General features: G+C 69.2%; 13 protein-coding genes and 2 pseudogenes. 7 read left to right on the plus strand and 8 right to left on the minus strand.

Annotation, left to right across the window (positions count from 1 at the left end; all coding sequences use genetic code 11):
• Positions 1–149: 149 nt before the first annotated feature.
• From ACKTSN_RS43095 to ACKTSN_RS43110, 4 genes are read left to right on the plus strand one after another with little or no spacing between them, the layout of a single operon-like run.
• Positions 150–749 (plus strand): sulfite oxidase-like oxidoreductase, encoded by a 600-nt coding sequence (locus ACKTSN_RS43095; RefSeq protein WP_409474036.1) that lies wholly within the window; start codon positions 150–152, stop codon positions 747–749.
• Positions 719–1,471 carry a ferredoxin reductase gene (locus ACKTSN_RS43100; protein WP_409474037.1) on the plus strand — a complete coding sequence of 251 codons (753 nt, stop codon included), beginning with the start codon at positions 719–721 and terminating at the stop codon, positions 1,469–1,471. The genes ACKTSN_RS43095 and ACKTSN_RS43100 overlap by 31 nt, the downstream gene beginning before the upstream one ends.
• Positions 1,472–1,485: 14 nt before the next feature.
• Positions 1,486–1,758: a DUF6510 family protein gene (locus ACKTSN_RS43105; RefSeq protein WP_409474038.1), complete on the plus strand. Its 273-nt coding sequence runs from the start codon at positions 1,486–1,488 to the stop codon at positions 1,756–1,758.
• Positions 1,755–2,402 carry an RraA family protein gene (locus ACKTSN_RS43110; protein WP_409474039.1) on the plus strand — a complete coding sequence of 216 codons (648 nt, stop codon included), beginning with the start codon at positions 1,755–1,757 and terminating at the stop codon, positions 2,400–2,402. The genes ACKTSN_RS43105 and ACKTSN_RS43110 overlap by 4 nt, the downstream gene beginning before the upstream one ends.
• Before the next feature lie 173 nt (positions 2,403–2,575).
• On the opposite strand, the gene ACKTSN_RS43115 is transcribed toward ACKTSN_RS43110, so the two are convergent.
• Together ACKTSN_RS43115 and ACKTSN_RS43120 are read right to left on the minus strand one after the other, a co-directional pair.
• On the minus strand, positions 2,576–3,493 hold the full coding sequence (locus ACKTSN_RS43115; protein WP_409474040.1) for an NADP-dependent oxidoreductase: 918 nt from the start codon (positions 3,491–3,493) through the stop codon (positions 2,576–2,578).
• Positions 3,494–3,601: 108 nt separating this feature from the next.
• Positions 3,602–4,090, minus strand: a complete 489-nt coding sequence (locus tag ACKTSN_RS43120; protein ID WP_409474041.1) for a carboxymuconolactone decarboxylase family protein — start codon at positions 4,088–4,090, stop codon at positions 3,602–3,604.
• Positions 4,091–4,218: 128 nt separating this feature from the next.
• Between ACKTSN_RS43120 and ACKTSN_RS43125 the strand changes: the two genes are divergently transcribed.
• Together ACKTSN_RS43125 and ACKTSN_RS43130 are read left to right on the plus strand one after the other, a co-directional pair.
• The gene (locus ACKTSN_RS43125) at positions 4,219–5,202 is read left to right on the plus strand and encodes a pirin family protein (protein ID WP_409474042.1); all 984 of its coding nucleotides are present in this window, start codon (positions 4,219–4,221) and stop codon (positions 5,200–5,202) included.
• Positions 5,203–5,327: 125 nt separating this feature from the next.
• A pseudogene (locus ACKTSN_RS43130) lies at positions 5,328–5,501 on the plus strand (sigma factor-like helix-turn-helix DNA-binding protein); the annotation flags it as partial.
• A gap of 3 nt (positions 5,502–5,504) precedes the next feature.
• On the opposite strand, the gene ACKTSN_RS43135 reads toward ACKTSN_RS43130, so the two are convergent.
• From ACKTSN_RS43135 to ACKTSN_RS43155, 5 genes are read right to left on the minus strand one after another with little or no spacing between them, the layout of a single operon-like run.
• A complete protein-coding gene (locus ACKTSN_RS43135) occupies positions 5,505–7,301 on the minus strand; it encodes a hypothetical protein (RefSeq protein ID WP_409474043.1) in 1,797 nt (598 codons plus the stop codon).
• Positions 7,298–7,894, minus strand: a complete 597-nt coding sequence (locus tag ACKTSN_RS43140) for a hypothetical protein (RefSeq protein WP_409474044.1) — start codon at positions 7,892–7,894, stop codon at positions 7,298–7,300. The genes ACKTSN_RS43135 and ACKTSN_RS43140 overlap by 4 nt, the downstream gene beginning before the upstream one ends.
• Positions 7,891–8,754, minus strand: coding sequence for a carbohydrate ABC transporter permease (locus ACKTSN_RS43145; RefSeq protein ID WP_224738267.1), 864 nt, complete (start codon positions 8,752–8,754; stop codon positions 7,891–7,893). The genes ACKTSN_RS43140 and ACKTSN_RS43145 overlap by 4 nt, the downstream gene beginning before the upstream one ends.
• Complete coding sequence (locus ACKTSN_RS43150; RefSeq protein ID WP_409474045.1) at positions 8,751–9,689, minus strand: carbohydrate ABC transporter permease; 939 nt, start codon at positions 9,687–9,689, stop codon at positions 8,751–8,753. Before ACKTSN_RS43150 ends, ACKTSN_RS43145 begins: the two co-directional genes overlap by 4 nt.
• Positions 9,686–10,972: an ABC transporter substrate-binding protein gene (locus tag ACKTSN_RS43155; protein WP_409474046.1), complete on the minus strand. Its 1,287-nt coding sequence runs from the start codon at positions 10,970–10,972 to the stop codon at positions 9,686–9,688. Before ACKTSN_RS43155 ends, ACKTSN_RS43150 begins: the two co-directional genes overlap by 4 nt.
• Positions 10,973–11,037: 65 nt before the next feature.
• Here ACKTSN_RS43155 and ACKTSN_RS43160 point away from each other — a divergent pair.
• Positions 11,038–12,418: pseudogene (locus tag ACKTSN_RS43160) on the plus strand (Gfo/Idh/MocA family protein).
• Between the two features lie 56 nt (positions 12,419–12,474).
• Here ACKTSN_RS43160 and ACKTSN_RS43165 read toward each other — a convergent pair.
• Positions 12,475–13,113, minus strand: coding sequence for a LysE family translocator (locus ACKTSN_RS43165; protein WP_409475068.1), 639 nt, complete (start codon positions 13,111–13,113; stop codon positions 12,475–12,477).
• Between the last annotated feature and the right edge of the window lie 70 nt (positions 13,114–13,183).

Consider the following 13,183-nt stretch of genomic DNA (forward strand, 5'->3'; position numbering starts at 1 on the left):
AGTTTCACGGGCTCCTCCGCTCTTCAGTGATGTGATCCATGACGTGGTTCCGAAGCCATACCACTCCGGAGCCTTCTTCCGCCGAGATGCTGTGCTGTGCGATGTCCTGAAGAATGGAAACCGTCCGCTTCGGAGAATGGGGGCACGGCATGCCCATCGTTTCGCGCGGATTCCACGGCCGAGCGCGGGATACCCGGCACAGACTGCCTCCTGGGCAGTACGAGACCACCGACTTCCCCGTTCTGTCCGCAGGACCCACCCCCACGGTGAACCCTGACGAGTGGGAGTTCACCATCCGCACAGAGACGGGCACACGGCACAGCTGGAACTGGGCACAATTCATGGCGTTGCCCAGCCAGACTCCGACCGTTGACCTGCACTGTGTCACCAAGTGGTCGAAGTTCGACACGGAGTGGCAGGGAGTGTCCTTGGACGTCCTTCTGGAGGACGTGGAGACCAGTGCCGACTACGCACTTGTTCACTCCTACGGCGATTACACCACCAACGTGCCCCTGGAGGACCTCCTCGACGGGAAGGCATGGATCGCCTACCGCTACGACGGCGAGGAACTCGCGCCGGAGCACGGCGGCCCCGCCAGACTGCTGGTTCCGCACCTGTACTTCTGGAAGTCCGCCAAGTGGGTGCAGCGCATCCAACTGCTCGACGAGGACGAACGGGGCTTCTGGGAGAACATCGGCTACCACGATTATGGGGACCCATGGCGCGAGCAGCGGTATCAAGGCGACTAGGGGACCGGCTGCGCTGGAAGACAGCCCGCCTGACCGATCGGCGTATCGAGTCCCACGCTGCGCGCACCCTCGTCTTCGAGGTGTCCGGCTGGCCGGGTCATCTGGCGGGGCAGCACGTCGATGTGCGACTCACGGCGGAGGACGGCTACAGCACACAGCGCAGTTACTCACTGGCGTCGGCACCCGACGGCGAGAGCGTCGAGCTGACCGTGCAGCGTGTCGATGACGGTGAGGTCTCCCCGTACCTGACGGACGAACTCGCAGTGGGCGACGTGGTGGAACTGCGCGGACCGGTCGGCGGCTGGTTTGTGTGGCGGCCCGAGCAGAAGGAGCCGATTCTGCTGGTGGCCGGCGGCTCCGGCCTGGTGCCGCTGATGGCGATGATCCGCATGCGCCGCGCAGTCGGCAGCCGTACGCCCTTCCGGTTGGTGTACGTCGTGCGCAGCCCTGAGTACCAGCTCTTCGTGTCCGAGTTGAGAGGGGACGATCCGGGCCTGGACAAGACGTACCTCTATACCCGCTCCACCCCAGCCGAGTGGCCGCGGCCCCCCGGGCGGTTCACCGCTTCGGAGCTGTCGAACGCCGGGTGGCCACCGGACTTTGAACCCACTTGCTACGTCTGCGGTTCCACGGGCTTCGTCGAAACGGCCGCCGGCCTGCTGGTGGCCCTCGGCCACCAGCCCGGCCGTATCCGCACCGAGCGTTTTGGATCCAGCGGATGAGGAGCTGAATCTCCATGACCCTGACGCCTGACTTCCTTGACGGCAACGCCGCCGCCGGGGACCTCGAAGCCCTGTTCGGAACCGATATGACCACGGCTTCTGGACGATGCCGCGGCTGCAGTGAACAGATGGTGCTTGCCCAAACGCACGCTTACCTCGATGGTCCCGGGATGGTCCTGCGCTGTCCCGGCTGCGACAGCGTTCTGCTTCGCCTGGTTCGCTCTCCCACCGAGATATGGCTCGACGCCGGCGGACTGGACTACCTCAAGATCCCCACACCGGCATGACTGCCCGCGAGAACGACCGCCTGCAGGATCTCGCCTCGCGAGTACGTACCCCCGACGTCGTCGATGCCATGGGACGGATGCACCGACACCGGTGTCACATCAACGACCTGGTGAGCCCGACCCCGGGCCGTGTCCTCCTGGGCCCCGCGGTGACGATCTCGTTTTTCCCTGCATGTGAGCAAGCACTCCCGCCTGAGCAATTCAGTTTCACCCGGCTGTTCCATGACGCCATCGGACAGGGCGCACAGGGGCGGGTGCTGGTCCTGGCCGGCAACGGGCATACCGATGTATCGCTCGGCGGCGGAACAAAGCTCTCGCTGGTGGCAGCACATGGTCTTGCCGGGGTCCTGGCCGACGGTCGTCTCCGGGACTTCGTCGAAATCGCGACGTACGACTTCGCCGCCTACTGCTTGGGGCAGACGAGTAAATGGGGCGGCGATGTGGTGACGCCATTCGAGGCAAACCGGCCGGTCGTCGTGTCCGGCGTGACCGTCCGCCCGGGTGATTACGTGTTCGCGGACGCGTCCGGCGCTGCCGTCATCCCCGCTGCACAGGTCCTCAGTGTGTTCGAAGAGGCCAACCGCGTCGCACAGGGCGAGGCAGCGTTCGTCGAGAGCGTCCGTCGCGACAACCCCGCCGACTAGTGCCGCGGCAGGCAACGTTCGCCCCGTCGCGACGCCCGGCACGCCCTCTCGCCGCACCGGCCGAAAGCCCAAGTACGTCCAGTACGAGGACTTCCGGCCGGCACGCCGAGAGCACGCACCGGACGCCGCTCCTTGACGGGCAAACGTTGCCTGCCGCGGCACTAGCTCAGCGCTCACGCAACTTGGATGACCGTCTTGCCGGCTGTTCCCTTCTTCGCGCGGAACGCCTCCGGCGCCCGGTCCAGAGGAAGGACGGCACCCACCAGCGGGCGCAGCCGGCCCTCCCGGTGCCGGCCGATGATCTCGAGGAGGTGACCGCGGTCGGGTTCGACGATGAAGTACATCGCCCGGCCGTCCTCGGGCTGTACGTTCGGGGGATGGGCGATGGTCACCAGGGTGCCGCCGGGCCTGACCACGGCGGCCGAGCGGGCGAGGACCTGCCCGCCGATGGTGTCGAAGACGAGGTCGACGTGGCCCGCAGCCTCCTCCCACGCCGGCTGTTGAAGGTCGAGGAAAACCTCTGCGCCGAGCTCCAGCACCTGGTCCCGGCTGCCCTCGCGCCCCGTCCCGATCACGCGCGCCCCGGCTTCGCGGGCAAGCTGTGTCGCGGCCATTCCCACGCCCCCTCCCGCTCCGTGCACCAGCACGCTCTGCCCGGCCTCCAGCCTTCCGTGTATGAACAGGCCCTGCCAGGCGGTGAGGCCTGGCATCGGCAGAGCCGCCGCCTGCACGTGGTCGATTCCCGAGGGCAGCGGCGCCAGGTTGCGCGCTTCCACCGCCACGTACTCGGCGAGAGTGCCGTCCCGGTTCCAGTCGGTCAGCCCGACGACACGCTGACCGGCCGACAGCCCGGTCGTGCCGACCGCGACCTCGGCGACCTCGCCCGACACCTCGTGTCCCGGAATGACGGGCGCTCGGTCCCGGCCGCCCCGGTCGACCCAGGTGGCCGGCCAGGCCAGCTCATCCGGGGTGAAGCAGGCCGCGTGCACCTTTACGATCACGTCGCCCTCGCCCGCGTACGGGTACGGTGCCTCCTCCACAACCAGGCCGTCCACAGCGGCATCACGGTCGTGGGTTCGTACGGCCTTCATCGGGGGCTCCTTCCGGCAGCGAGGAGACTCCCCCACCGTTCCAGGATGACGGCGTGGCGCCCTCGGGGCGATCCGGGGCGACGCCTCGCATGGCCTGAGGTGGGCAGATCACGGTCGGGAGCTGTTCCGTACCGGGTGCTTGCTCATGATCGAGACCCGGTTGAACGCGTTGATGGTGATCGCCACCCAGATCACCGCGGAGATCTGGTCCGCGGCGAGTGTCTCGCGCGCCGAAGCGTAGGCGGATTCCTGTGCCGTCGCGTCGGCAGGGCTGGTGACGGCCTCCGCCAGAGCGAGTGCGGCTCGTTCCGCGGGCGTGAACAGTTCGGTGTCCCGCCAGGCCGCCAGGACCCCCAGCCGCTGTGGGGTGTCGCCTGCGCGCAGGGCGGCCCGAGTGTGCATGTGGAGGCAGAAGGCGCAGCCGTTGATCTGCGAGACGCGCAGGTTGATCAGCTCTACGAGGGTGCGGTCGAGTCCGGCGTCGGCAGCGACGGCACGGACCGCCTCGGACGTCTGGACAAGGGCGTCGTAGGCTTTTGGGCTCTGCTTGTCGATGAAGATCCGCTGAACCGCCGGTTCCGTCGTGCCGCTGCTCAACCCGGGACTCCTTCGGTGATGGCGCCCCGTCCACGTGGTGCGTGTACGCGGTCGTGGGCTCCGTATACTCGGAAACAAGTTGTTTTATTTTAAACAAACCCCTTGGGGTGGGTGAGAGGCGGCATCCGATGAGCAACGTGGAAACGGACCCCGTGGAGATGCTGTGCGGAGCGGACACCGAAAGAGGAGCGGAGGAGCCACGCGTCGACGTGATCTCTCCGCGCGAGGTGCCGCTGGGCGGGCCGCGGGCGATGACCGTACGGCGCACGCTGCCGCAGCGGGCCCGGACGCTGATCGGAGCGTGGTGTTTCGCCGATCACTATGGCCCCGACGACGTCTCCGTCACCGGCGGCATGGACGTCGCCCCGCATCCGCACACCGGACTGCAGACGGTCAGCTGGCTGTTCAGCGGGGAGATCGAGCACCGCGACACGCTCGGTAGCCATGCTTTCGTACGGCCGGGTGAACTCAACCTCATGACCGGCGGACACGGCATCGCCCACTCCGAGGTTTCGACGCCGCGGACCACGATCCTGCACGGCGTGCAACTGTGGGTGGCCCTGCCCGATGAACACCGGCATACCGAAAGGGACTTCCAGCACCACGTACCCGAGCCGGTGCACATCGACGGAGCCGAGATCAGGGTCTTCCTCGGCTCGCTCGCGGGCTCCGTCTCCCCGGTGCGGACCTTCACGCCGCTGCTCGGCGCCGAGATCGCCCTCGGACCGCGCGCATCGATCACGCTCGCCGTGGACCCCGGTTACGAGCACGGCCTCCTCGTCGACCACGGCGACGTCCGCATGGCGGACACCCTGCTGCGTCCGGCGGACATGGGCTACGCCCACCCCGGCATCGGCGTCCTGACGCTGACGAACGAATCGGACGCCAGGGCTCGCACCGTCCTGCTCGGCGGGGCTCCCTTCGAGGAGGAGGTCGTCATGTGGTGGAACTTCATCGGCCGCAGCCATGACGACATCGTCCGGGCCCGGGACGACTGGCAGCACGCCTCCGAACGCTTCGGCACCGTCAAGGGGTACGACGGCGACCGCCTGCCCGCCCCCACCCTGCCGAACGCCACGATCACCCCGCGCAGGAACCCGCCCCGGCACTGACGCCACTGAATTCGCACCGCGGTGGCCTTGGCATCGCCGAGGTCGATATCGACTCCTGGCATCGTCCGGACGGCCGGGGCCGCCGCCGGTGAGCCCGTCGGCTCAATTGCGCACACGCCCGACGCATCATCTCCCTGCGCTACGGCCTCTTCGGCGGCCGCACCCGCACCCTGGAAGAGATCGGACAGATCTACGGCGTGACACGTGAACGCATCCGCCAGATCGAGGCGAAGACGATGAGCAAGCCGCGCCACCCCTCGCGTTCGCAGGTGTTGCGGGACTACCTCGACGACGAGTGAGGATCACCTGAGCGTGAGCCGGTACGCCAGAGGTGACCTGCCGGTGATCAACACGCGGATGCCGTCCGGTGTGAGGGAGCCGTTCATCCACGAGTAGCGTTCGCCCGGCTCGACCACCGGTGGCTGCTTGCCGCCCTTGCCGTTGCCGGGGCCGAACTCGATCCGGTCGTCGCCGACGGTGTACGCGGCCTCACCACTGACGAGCTGGAAGGTGTCGGTCTGGCCCGCAACGGGTTCGAGCCCGTCACCGGTCAAGGTGCCGCCGCGGCGGAAGCACAGTTCCAGTGCGAGGGGTACCGCGGACCGGGAGACGTCGAAGTCCAGTTCCCAGCCTCCGTCGCGTATTTGACGCACCAGCACCTCGGTGCGCAGGGTCCGCCACTCCTTGGGGCGGTGCGGGAAGTCCATTGCGGACCAGAAGCGTCCGTCGTTGCTGAGCGGATAGTCGCCGTCGGGCCGGCGGTGCTGCGGCGGCAGCGGCTGGTGGAACGCGGCCCGTACCTCGGCGTGCAGCCGCCAGCCGCCGTCGACCTGCTCGAGCCCTTCGGCACGGAAGTGACCGAGGGAGAAGAACTGCGGCGACAGGCGCAGCGAGTCGAGGATCGCCGCGCCCTTGCGCATCTTGAAGAACGTGGGATTGGTGGACAGACCCGAGGAAATGGCCCGCACCTCGGGAAAGTCCGTGCCGGCGAAGACGGTCGCGGTGTGAGTGCCCCGGCGTATGCGAACCAGACGGCAGTCCGGGTCGTGGTGCACAAAATTCTCGGGAAGCGGCGCCGGTGACGGTAGCGGGCGGGCCAGCTCCGGGCGGTCCAGGACCTCCGCGAGCCGGTCGCCCAGCGGGGTCTCGCCGAAGGTCTGGTCCATGCCGCGCTCCTGCAGCAGCGCGGCCACGGCGGCGAAGCGGGCGTCACCGTCGCGGATCGCCAACTCCCGGTACTGGAGCCAGAATTCGGGCAGATGGCGCAGTGCCGTCTGATCCTGGCGCCGCGAATGCACCGACTCCACCTCGCCGTTGGGCTCGATGACGTAGAGGGTGGCCTTGAGATTGGCTCGTACGGCGGCGTACAGATCCGTACGGCCGTAGTGGCGGGCCAGGGTGAGCAGGGCCGGGTTGGTGACGACGGCCGAGTAGGTGGGGCTGCGCTCGCTGTACTCGCCGCCGGGCAGCAGATCGATGCCCTCGGCCAGCCATGCGTCGATGCGGCGGGCGTACGCCGGGTCGGGCCGGCGGCGGTGGATCCGGGCGAGCGCGGCGCACACCAGCCAGCGGTGGTTGGCGGTGTGCACACCACCGGTCGCAAGACCCGGGCCCGCCTTGTCCAGGACCTGCTCGACGACGTTGCGCACGGCTTCGGTCGGCCGGTGCCCGTCGCGGTCCAGCAGGGCGTACGCCAGATTCAGGTCGACGACCGAGAAGGCGGTGTCCGGTGGCGAGTGCACGGCGCCCTGGTCGTACAGGCCGTCGTCGTGCTGCTCCTCAGCGAGAGTGTCGGCGAGTTCGCGGAGCGGGCCGAGCAGGTCGGGGGAGTGGTGGTACGCCGACTCCTTGTGCACGTAGACCGAGGTGAACGTGCGCAGCGCGCGGGCCGCGGCCCGGGCCCGGCCCCGGTCGCGCAGATCGGTGATGGTTTCGCCGTACGTCGTGAGCAGCCCGGTGACGCGCTGGTCGGCGGCCTCGGTCAGCAGGGCGAGGAAGCCGGCGTCCGTGCGCGGCTCGGCCGCGGCGGGTGCGCTGCTGATTCCGGTGGCCGCGGCGGTCGTGGCGGTCGTGGCGAGGAACGTTCTGCGGGCGATCACATGCTCTCCAGTCGTACGTCGACGGACGTCAGAGCCAGGGCCAGCGGTCCCGGCGCGAGAAAGGCCAGCGGCAGCAGCATCCAGCCGCACAGCGCGGCCGCCACGAGGGCGAGCAGGACCAGGCCGCTGCCGCCCGGATCCCGTACGGCGTCCCGGGCCGCCGTACGCACGGCCGCGGGCCAGTCGGTGAGTGACTCGGGGCGGGCGCACGCACGCAGTCCGACGACCGCCGCGCACGCGCCGATCGCGCCCGCCGCCACAGCGAACAGCCGCGCTCCGGGCAGCCCCGCGCCCGCGAGGGTCAGGTCCGCGGCCAGCAGCAGCACGCTCGCGAGGACCACCGCACCGGCCGCCAGGTCACCTGTGCGCAGCCGCTGCCGCAGCAGGGTGAGGTACCGCCCCGCGGTTGCGGGCCGGTCCTCGCGTACGCCGCGCAGGACGGCGCACGCCGTGGACAACGCGGCCGGCACGGTCACCAGCGGCAGACAGGCCACGGCCGTGGCGAGGCCGACGCTGAGCATGTCCGCGAAGAGGGTCGCGCGGGGGCCGAAGAGCTCGCCCGGCTCACGGGTCGTACGCGTACGGGCGCTCATCCCTTGACCCCCGAACTGGCCATGCCCTCCACGAGGAACCGCTGGAAGGCGAGGAAGAACAGCACGATCGGCAGCAGGGCGATCACCGACATCGCGAACATCGGACCGAACGACGACTGGCTGGAGGCGTCCACGAACGCCCGCAGGGCCAGCGTCAGCGTGAACTTCTCGGGCGAGAAGAGATAGATCAGCTGGGTGAAGAAGTCGTTCCACGTCCAGATGAACGTGAAGATCGCGGTGGTGATCAACGCGGGGCGGGTGAGCGGCAGGATGACCAGGAAGAAACTGCGGAACGGCCCGCAGCCGTCGATGCGCGCCGCCTCCTCCAGCTCACGCGGCAGCCCGCGCATGAACTGCACGATGAGAAAGACGAAGAACGCCTCGGTGGCGAGGAACTTGGGCAGGATCAGCGGCCAGTAGGTGTTCACCATGCCGAGCTGGTTGAAGATGATGTACTGCGGGATCAGCACCGCGTGGTGCGGCAGCATGATCGTGGCGATCATGAAGGCGAACAGCGGGCCCCGGAAGCGGAACCGCAGTCGCGCGAAGGCGTACGCGGCCAGCGAGCACGACAGGACGTTGCCGACGACCGCACCGCCCGCGATCAGCAGGGAGTTGGTGAGCAGCCGGCCCACGGAGACGTCGTTCACACCGTCCAGGGCGGTGGAGTAGTTCGACCACTCCAGGCGGCTCGGCAGCAGCTGAAGGCTGGCGATCACCTCGTCGGCGGGCTTGAGCGAGGTCGCTACCAGCCAGGCCAGCGGGTACAGCATCACCAGCAGCGCGGCCAGACAGCCGGCGTGCAGGGCGACCCGTCGCCAGGCAACAGGCTTGCGGACAGCGGGAGTTGCCGTAGTCATCGGTCCCCCTCGGAGGCGTAGAAGACCCAGGAGCGCGAGGTGCGGAACAGCACGGCGGTCACCGCGCCGATGACGATCAGCAGCACCCAGGCCATGGCGGAGGCGTAGCCCATGTGGGAGGCGACGAAGCCACGGTCGTAGAGGTAGAGCGTGTAGAAGAGCGTCGAGTCGGCCGGCCCGCCCTTGCCCGCGCTGACCGCGAAGGCCGGGGTGAAGACCTGGAAGGCCTGGATCGTCTGGAGCACCAGGTTGAAGAAGATCACCGGGGACAGCATCGGCACGGTGATGGACAGGAACTGCCGCCACCGCCCGGCCCCGTCGACCTCCGCGGCCTCGTACAACTCCCCGGGGATCTGCTGGAGTCCGGCCAGGAAGATCACCATCGGCGCCCCGAACTGCCACACCGTCAGCAGTGCCACCGCGAGCAGCGCCCAGCCGGGCTTGTTCACCCAGCCGCCGGTGCCGAAGAGGTTGTCGACCGTGCCACCGTCGTTGAAGATCGCCCGCCACACCAGGGCGATGGACATCGAGGCACCGAGCAGCGAGGGCGCGTAGAACGCCGAGCGGTAGAAGCCCTTGCCCCGCTTCATGCTCTTCAGGGCGAGCGCGACGACCAGCGCGAGCCCCAGTTGGAGGGGCACGGCGATGACGACGTACGTCAGGGTCGCGACCACCGAGCGCCAGTAGCGCGGGTCCTCGGTGAACATCTGCGTGTAGTTGCGCAGCCCCACCCAGCTCGGCGGGTTGAACAGGTCGTAGTCGGTGAAGGAGAGGTAGAGCGAGACGGCCATCGGCAGCAGCGTCAGGACGCAGGTACCGAGCACCCAGGGGGAGAGGAACACCCAGGCGGCGCCCTCGCGTCGGCGGCGCGGGGGTTTGCGGGTTACGGCAACGCCTTTCGGGCGGGCGGCCGTTGGCATCTGCGTGGTGGTCATGACCTCAGCTCCGCCTTCGCCTCGGTGATGTAGTTCTCGGCCGCTTCGCGGGGTGACATCCGCTCGTACGAGACCTGGTCGTAGTCCCGCTGGAAGGTGGTCTGCAGCGCGCTGTCACCCGACGGGGGCGCCTGGGGCGGATCGTTGAGCTCGCCTTCGAGGGTGGCCTGGAAGTCGTGGATGGTCCGGTCGAAGTCCGTGAGGGACCCGGCGGTCTCCTCGCGGAGGGTCTCGTTCACCGGGATGCTGCGGGTCGCGCCGAGGATCTTTGCGGCGCCGGGGTTGTTGAGCATGAAGTCGATGAGCATTGCGCCCTCTTCGGGATGCCCGGAGTCTGCGGAGACGCCCATGAACATCGACGGCTTGAAGTACTGGCCGGGCGTGCCGTCCTCGCCGGACGGCATCGGTGCGAGCGTGACGCCCTCGCCGACGAGCGGGACGAAACCGCTGGCCGGCGCATCCCAGTTGATGTCGGCGATGGCCTTGCCGCGGCCGAGCGGGGTGTTCTCCACGGTGCCGTCGAGCTGGGTGGTCTGCTCGGCGGGCGAGACGGTGCCCTCGCGGCGGAGCTCATCGGCGAACGTCCACCAGCGGGTGAGGTCGTCGGCGGTGAAGCCGAGTCCGCCGTCCTCGGTGTACAGGGACTTGCCCTGGCCGCGCAGCCACACCTCGAAGGCGTCCTCGCTCTGGCCCGGGTCGGTGGCCGCCGGCTTGCCGGTCTTCTGCGCGAGGGCGCGCATCGTGTCCGCCCACTCGCTCCAGGTCCAGTCCCCGCTCGGCAGGGGAACGCCGGTGGCCCGCCACGCCTTTGCGTCGTACACGACGGCCTCGGTGCCGCGCCCCTGCGGTACGGCGTACTGCTTGCCGTCGACGGCACCGGTGGCGAGCAGGCCGGCGTCGATCTGGTCCGTCCGCAGCACGGACTTCTGCCGACCGAGGTCGTAGAGGACGCCGCCGGACGCGTACTGCTCGATCATGCGGTAGTCGAGCTGCATCACATCGGGGGCGTCGCCGCCGGCGGCCTGGGTGGCGAGCTTCTGCTTGTAGCTGTCGTATCCGGAGAAGGAGGTCTGCACCTCGATGTCCGGGTGCTCCTCCTCGAAGAGCTCGATCGCCTGCTCGGTCCTGGCCGCTCTGTCCGGATTGCCCCACCAGGTGTAGCGGAGCACGACCTTTCCCGACGAGCCGCTCGTGTCGGTGGAACCGGAGCAGCCGGTCAGCGCCGCGCAGAGCACGAGCACGGCGGCCGTGAGCCAGGACCTCGTCGTCCTGCTTCCGGGCATGCGGAGTCACCCCTTCCAGGCTCTAGAAAGCGCTTGCACCGTTCTGCGACCCTAGGGACGTCCGGATGTCACGACAAGACCCCTGCACCGCCTCATCGGAACGAAAGGCTCCGCATGACCTTCGACCCCGCGCCCCGACGTCGTTGTGCCGTGGTGGGTCTGGGCGCCCGCGCCCGGCTCTACACGCAGGCACTGGCCGACCCCTACGCGGACCGAGTAGATCTTGTGGGCTTCTGCGATGTCAACGCGCACCGCATGGACGTCCACAACGACTGGATCGCGTCCGTGCACCCGGACCGCGCGCCCGTACCCACGTACGGGGCCGAGGGCTTCGACGAGATGCTGCGCCGCGAGCGGGTCGACCTCGTGGTGGTGTGCACCGTGGACCGGACCCACGACGACTACATCGTGCGCGCCCTCGAGGCGGGCTGCGACGTGGTCACCGAGAAACCGATGACGACGGACGCCGAGCGCGCCCGGCGCGTCCTCGACGCACAGCGGCGGACCGGACGCTCGGTGCGGGTGGCGTTCAACTACCGCTACAACCCGGTGCACTCGGCCGTACGGGAACTCCTCGCGGGCGGCGAGATCGGCGAGGTCGGCTCGGTGCACTTCGAATGGCTCCTCGACCTGCGGCACGGCGCGGACTACTTCCGCCGCTGGCACCGCGACAAGGCCAACTCCGGCGGACTCCTCGTCCACAAGTCGACTCACCACTTCGACCTGGTCAACTGGTGGCTGGACGCGACGCCGCACACCGTCTTCGCACAGGGCGGCCTCTTCTTCTACGGCGACGAGGCCGGCCGACGCCGGGGCCTGGCCCGCGACTACACCCGCGCACACGACTCCCCGGCGGCCGACGACGACCCGTACGCCCTGCACCTGGCCGACGAGCCGATCCTCAAGTCGCTCTACCTGGATGCAGAGTCGGAGGACGGCTACCACCGCGACCAGAACGTCTTCGCGCCCGGCGTGACCATCGAGGACGACATGGCCGTACTGGTGCGCTACGACTCCGGCGCCACGCTGACGTACCACCTGACGGCATACGCGCCCTGGGAGGGCTATCGCATCGCCTTCAACGGCAGCGAGGGACGACTGGAACTCCTCGTCGAGGAGACGACCTGGTCACGCCCCGGCACCCAGACCGCTCTGCACGGCGCCGAGACCGACGAGGACGCGGGCCGCACCGAACTGCTGCTGCGCCGCTTCTGGGAACGCCCGCGCGAGATCAAGGTCGTCACGGGGGAGGGCGGCCACGGCGGCGGCGACGTCCGTATGCTCGACGACCTCTTCGGTGTCGTCGGCGCCGACCCCCTGGGCCGTGCAGCCGACGCCACGGCCGGCGCCCGGTCCCTCGTGACGGGTCTGGCCGCGAACGAGTCCCTCGCGTCGGGGCGGGCGGTGCGAGCCGCGGACGTGCTGAGCGTCCAGCCGGGGCAGTGACCGGGAACCGGCCGGCGTGGGGCAGTCCCCGGGCGACCGCCACCCGCCCCCGCTGCTCAGTCCTTGCGGCCCGTCACGGCGACCGTGAATCCGAGGCCGATCATGGTGAGACCGCCGACGCCGCCGACCAGGGAGAGCCGCCGCGGGGAGCGGGCGAACCAGTCCCGGGCGGTGGCCGCGGTCAGTCCCCACAGACTGTCGAAGACCACCGCGATGATGTTGAAGACCAGACCGAGCAGCAGCATCTGCGCCACGACATGCCCCTGAGCGCGGTCCACGAACTGGGGCAGCACGGCGGCGAAGAACACGATGGTCTTGGGGTTGGCCACCCCGACCGCGAACCCCTCCCACATCGTGCGCAGACCACCCCGGCGACCCTCGTCGGCGGTGAACGCGGCCTGCAGGGCACCACGCTGCCGCCACGCCCTGACCCCGAGGTGGATCAGATACGCGGCGCCTGCCAGCTTCAGCACGGTGAACACCAGGACGGAACGCTCGACCACCGCCCCCACCCCCAGCGCCACGGCGACGACCAGCACATACGCACCCAGCGTGTTCCCCACGACGGTGGTCAGCGCGGCGCGCCGGCCCTGCGCGAGCGCCCGGCCGATCACGAACAGCACACTCGGCCCGGGGATCACGATCAGCACGAAGGACATGGCCGCGAAGGCCAGCAGGCGGTCGGTGGACAGCATGGCGCTCATACAACCAGCGGGCGGACCCGGCCTCACCTCCTTTTCCGGCGCCGGAGCACCGCGGGGCGGG

The sequence above is a fragment of the Streptomyces flavusporus genome (genome assembly GCF_046267975.1).
In the GTDB taxonomy this organism is placed as follows: domain Bacteria; phylum Actinomycetota; class Actinomycetes; order Streptomycetales; family Streptomycetaceae; genus Streptomyces; species Streptomyces flavusporus.

What these genes read in the sequence shown, in the direction of transcription:
- ACKTSN_RS43145 (WP_224738267.1), bottom strand. Translation starts at nt 8,754, where the DNA reads ATGACTACGGCAACTCCCGCTGTCCGCAAGCCTGTTGCCTGGCGACGG.
- ACKTSN_RS43150 (WP_409474045.1), bottom strand. Translation starts at nt 9,689, where the DNA reads ATGACCACCACGCAGATGCCAACGGCCGCCCGCCCGAAAGGCGTTGCC.
- ACKTSN_RS43140 (WP_409474044.1), bottom strand. Translation starts at nt 7,894, where the DNA reads ATGAGCGCCCGTACGCGTACGACCCGTGAGCCGGGCGAGCTCTTCGGC.
- ACKTSN_RS43115 (WP_409474040.1), bottom strand. Translation starts at nt 3,493, where the DNA reads ATGAAGGCCGTACGAACCCACGACCGTGATGCCGCTGTGGACGGCCTG.
- ACKTSN_RS43125 (WP_409474042.1), top strand. Translation starts at nt 4,219, where the DNA reads ATGAGCAACGTGGAAACGGACCCCGTGGAGATGCTGTGCGGAGCGGAC.
- ACKTSN_RS43165 (WP_409475068.1), bottom strand. Translation starts at nt 13,113, where the DNA reads ATGCTGTCCACCGACCGCCTGCTGGCCTTCGCGGCCATGTCCTTCGTG.
- ACKTSN_RS43100 (WP_409474037.1), top strand. Translation starts at nt 719, where the DNA reads ATGGCGCGAGCAGCGGTATCAAGGCGACTAGGGGACCGGCTGCGCTGG.
- ACKTSN_RS43105 (WP_409474038.1), top strand. Translation starts at nt 1,486, where the DNA reads ATGACCCTGACGCCTGACTTCCTTGACGGCAACGCCGCCGCCGGGGAC.
- ACKTSN_RS43110 (WP_409474039.1), top strand. Translation starts at nt 1,755, where the DNA reads ATGACTGCCCGCGAGAACGACCGCCTGCAGGATCTCGCCTCGCGAGTA.
- ACKTSN_RS43095 (WP_409474036.1), top strand. Translation starts at nt 150, where the DNA reads ATGCCCATCGTTTCGCGCGGATTCCACGGCCGAGCGCGGGATACCCGG.
- ACKTSN_RS43155 (WP_409474046.1), bottom strand. Translation starts at nt 10,972, where the DNA reads ATGCCCGGAAGCAGGACGACGAGGTCCTGGCTCACGGCCGCCGTGCTC.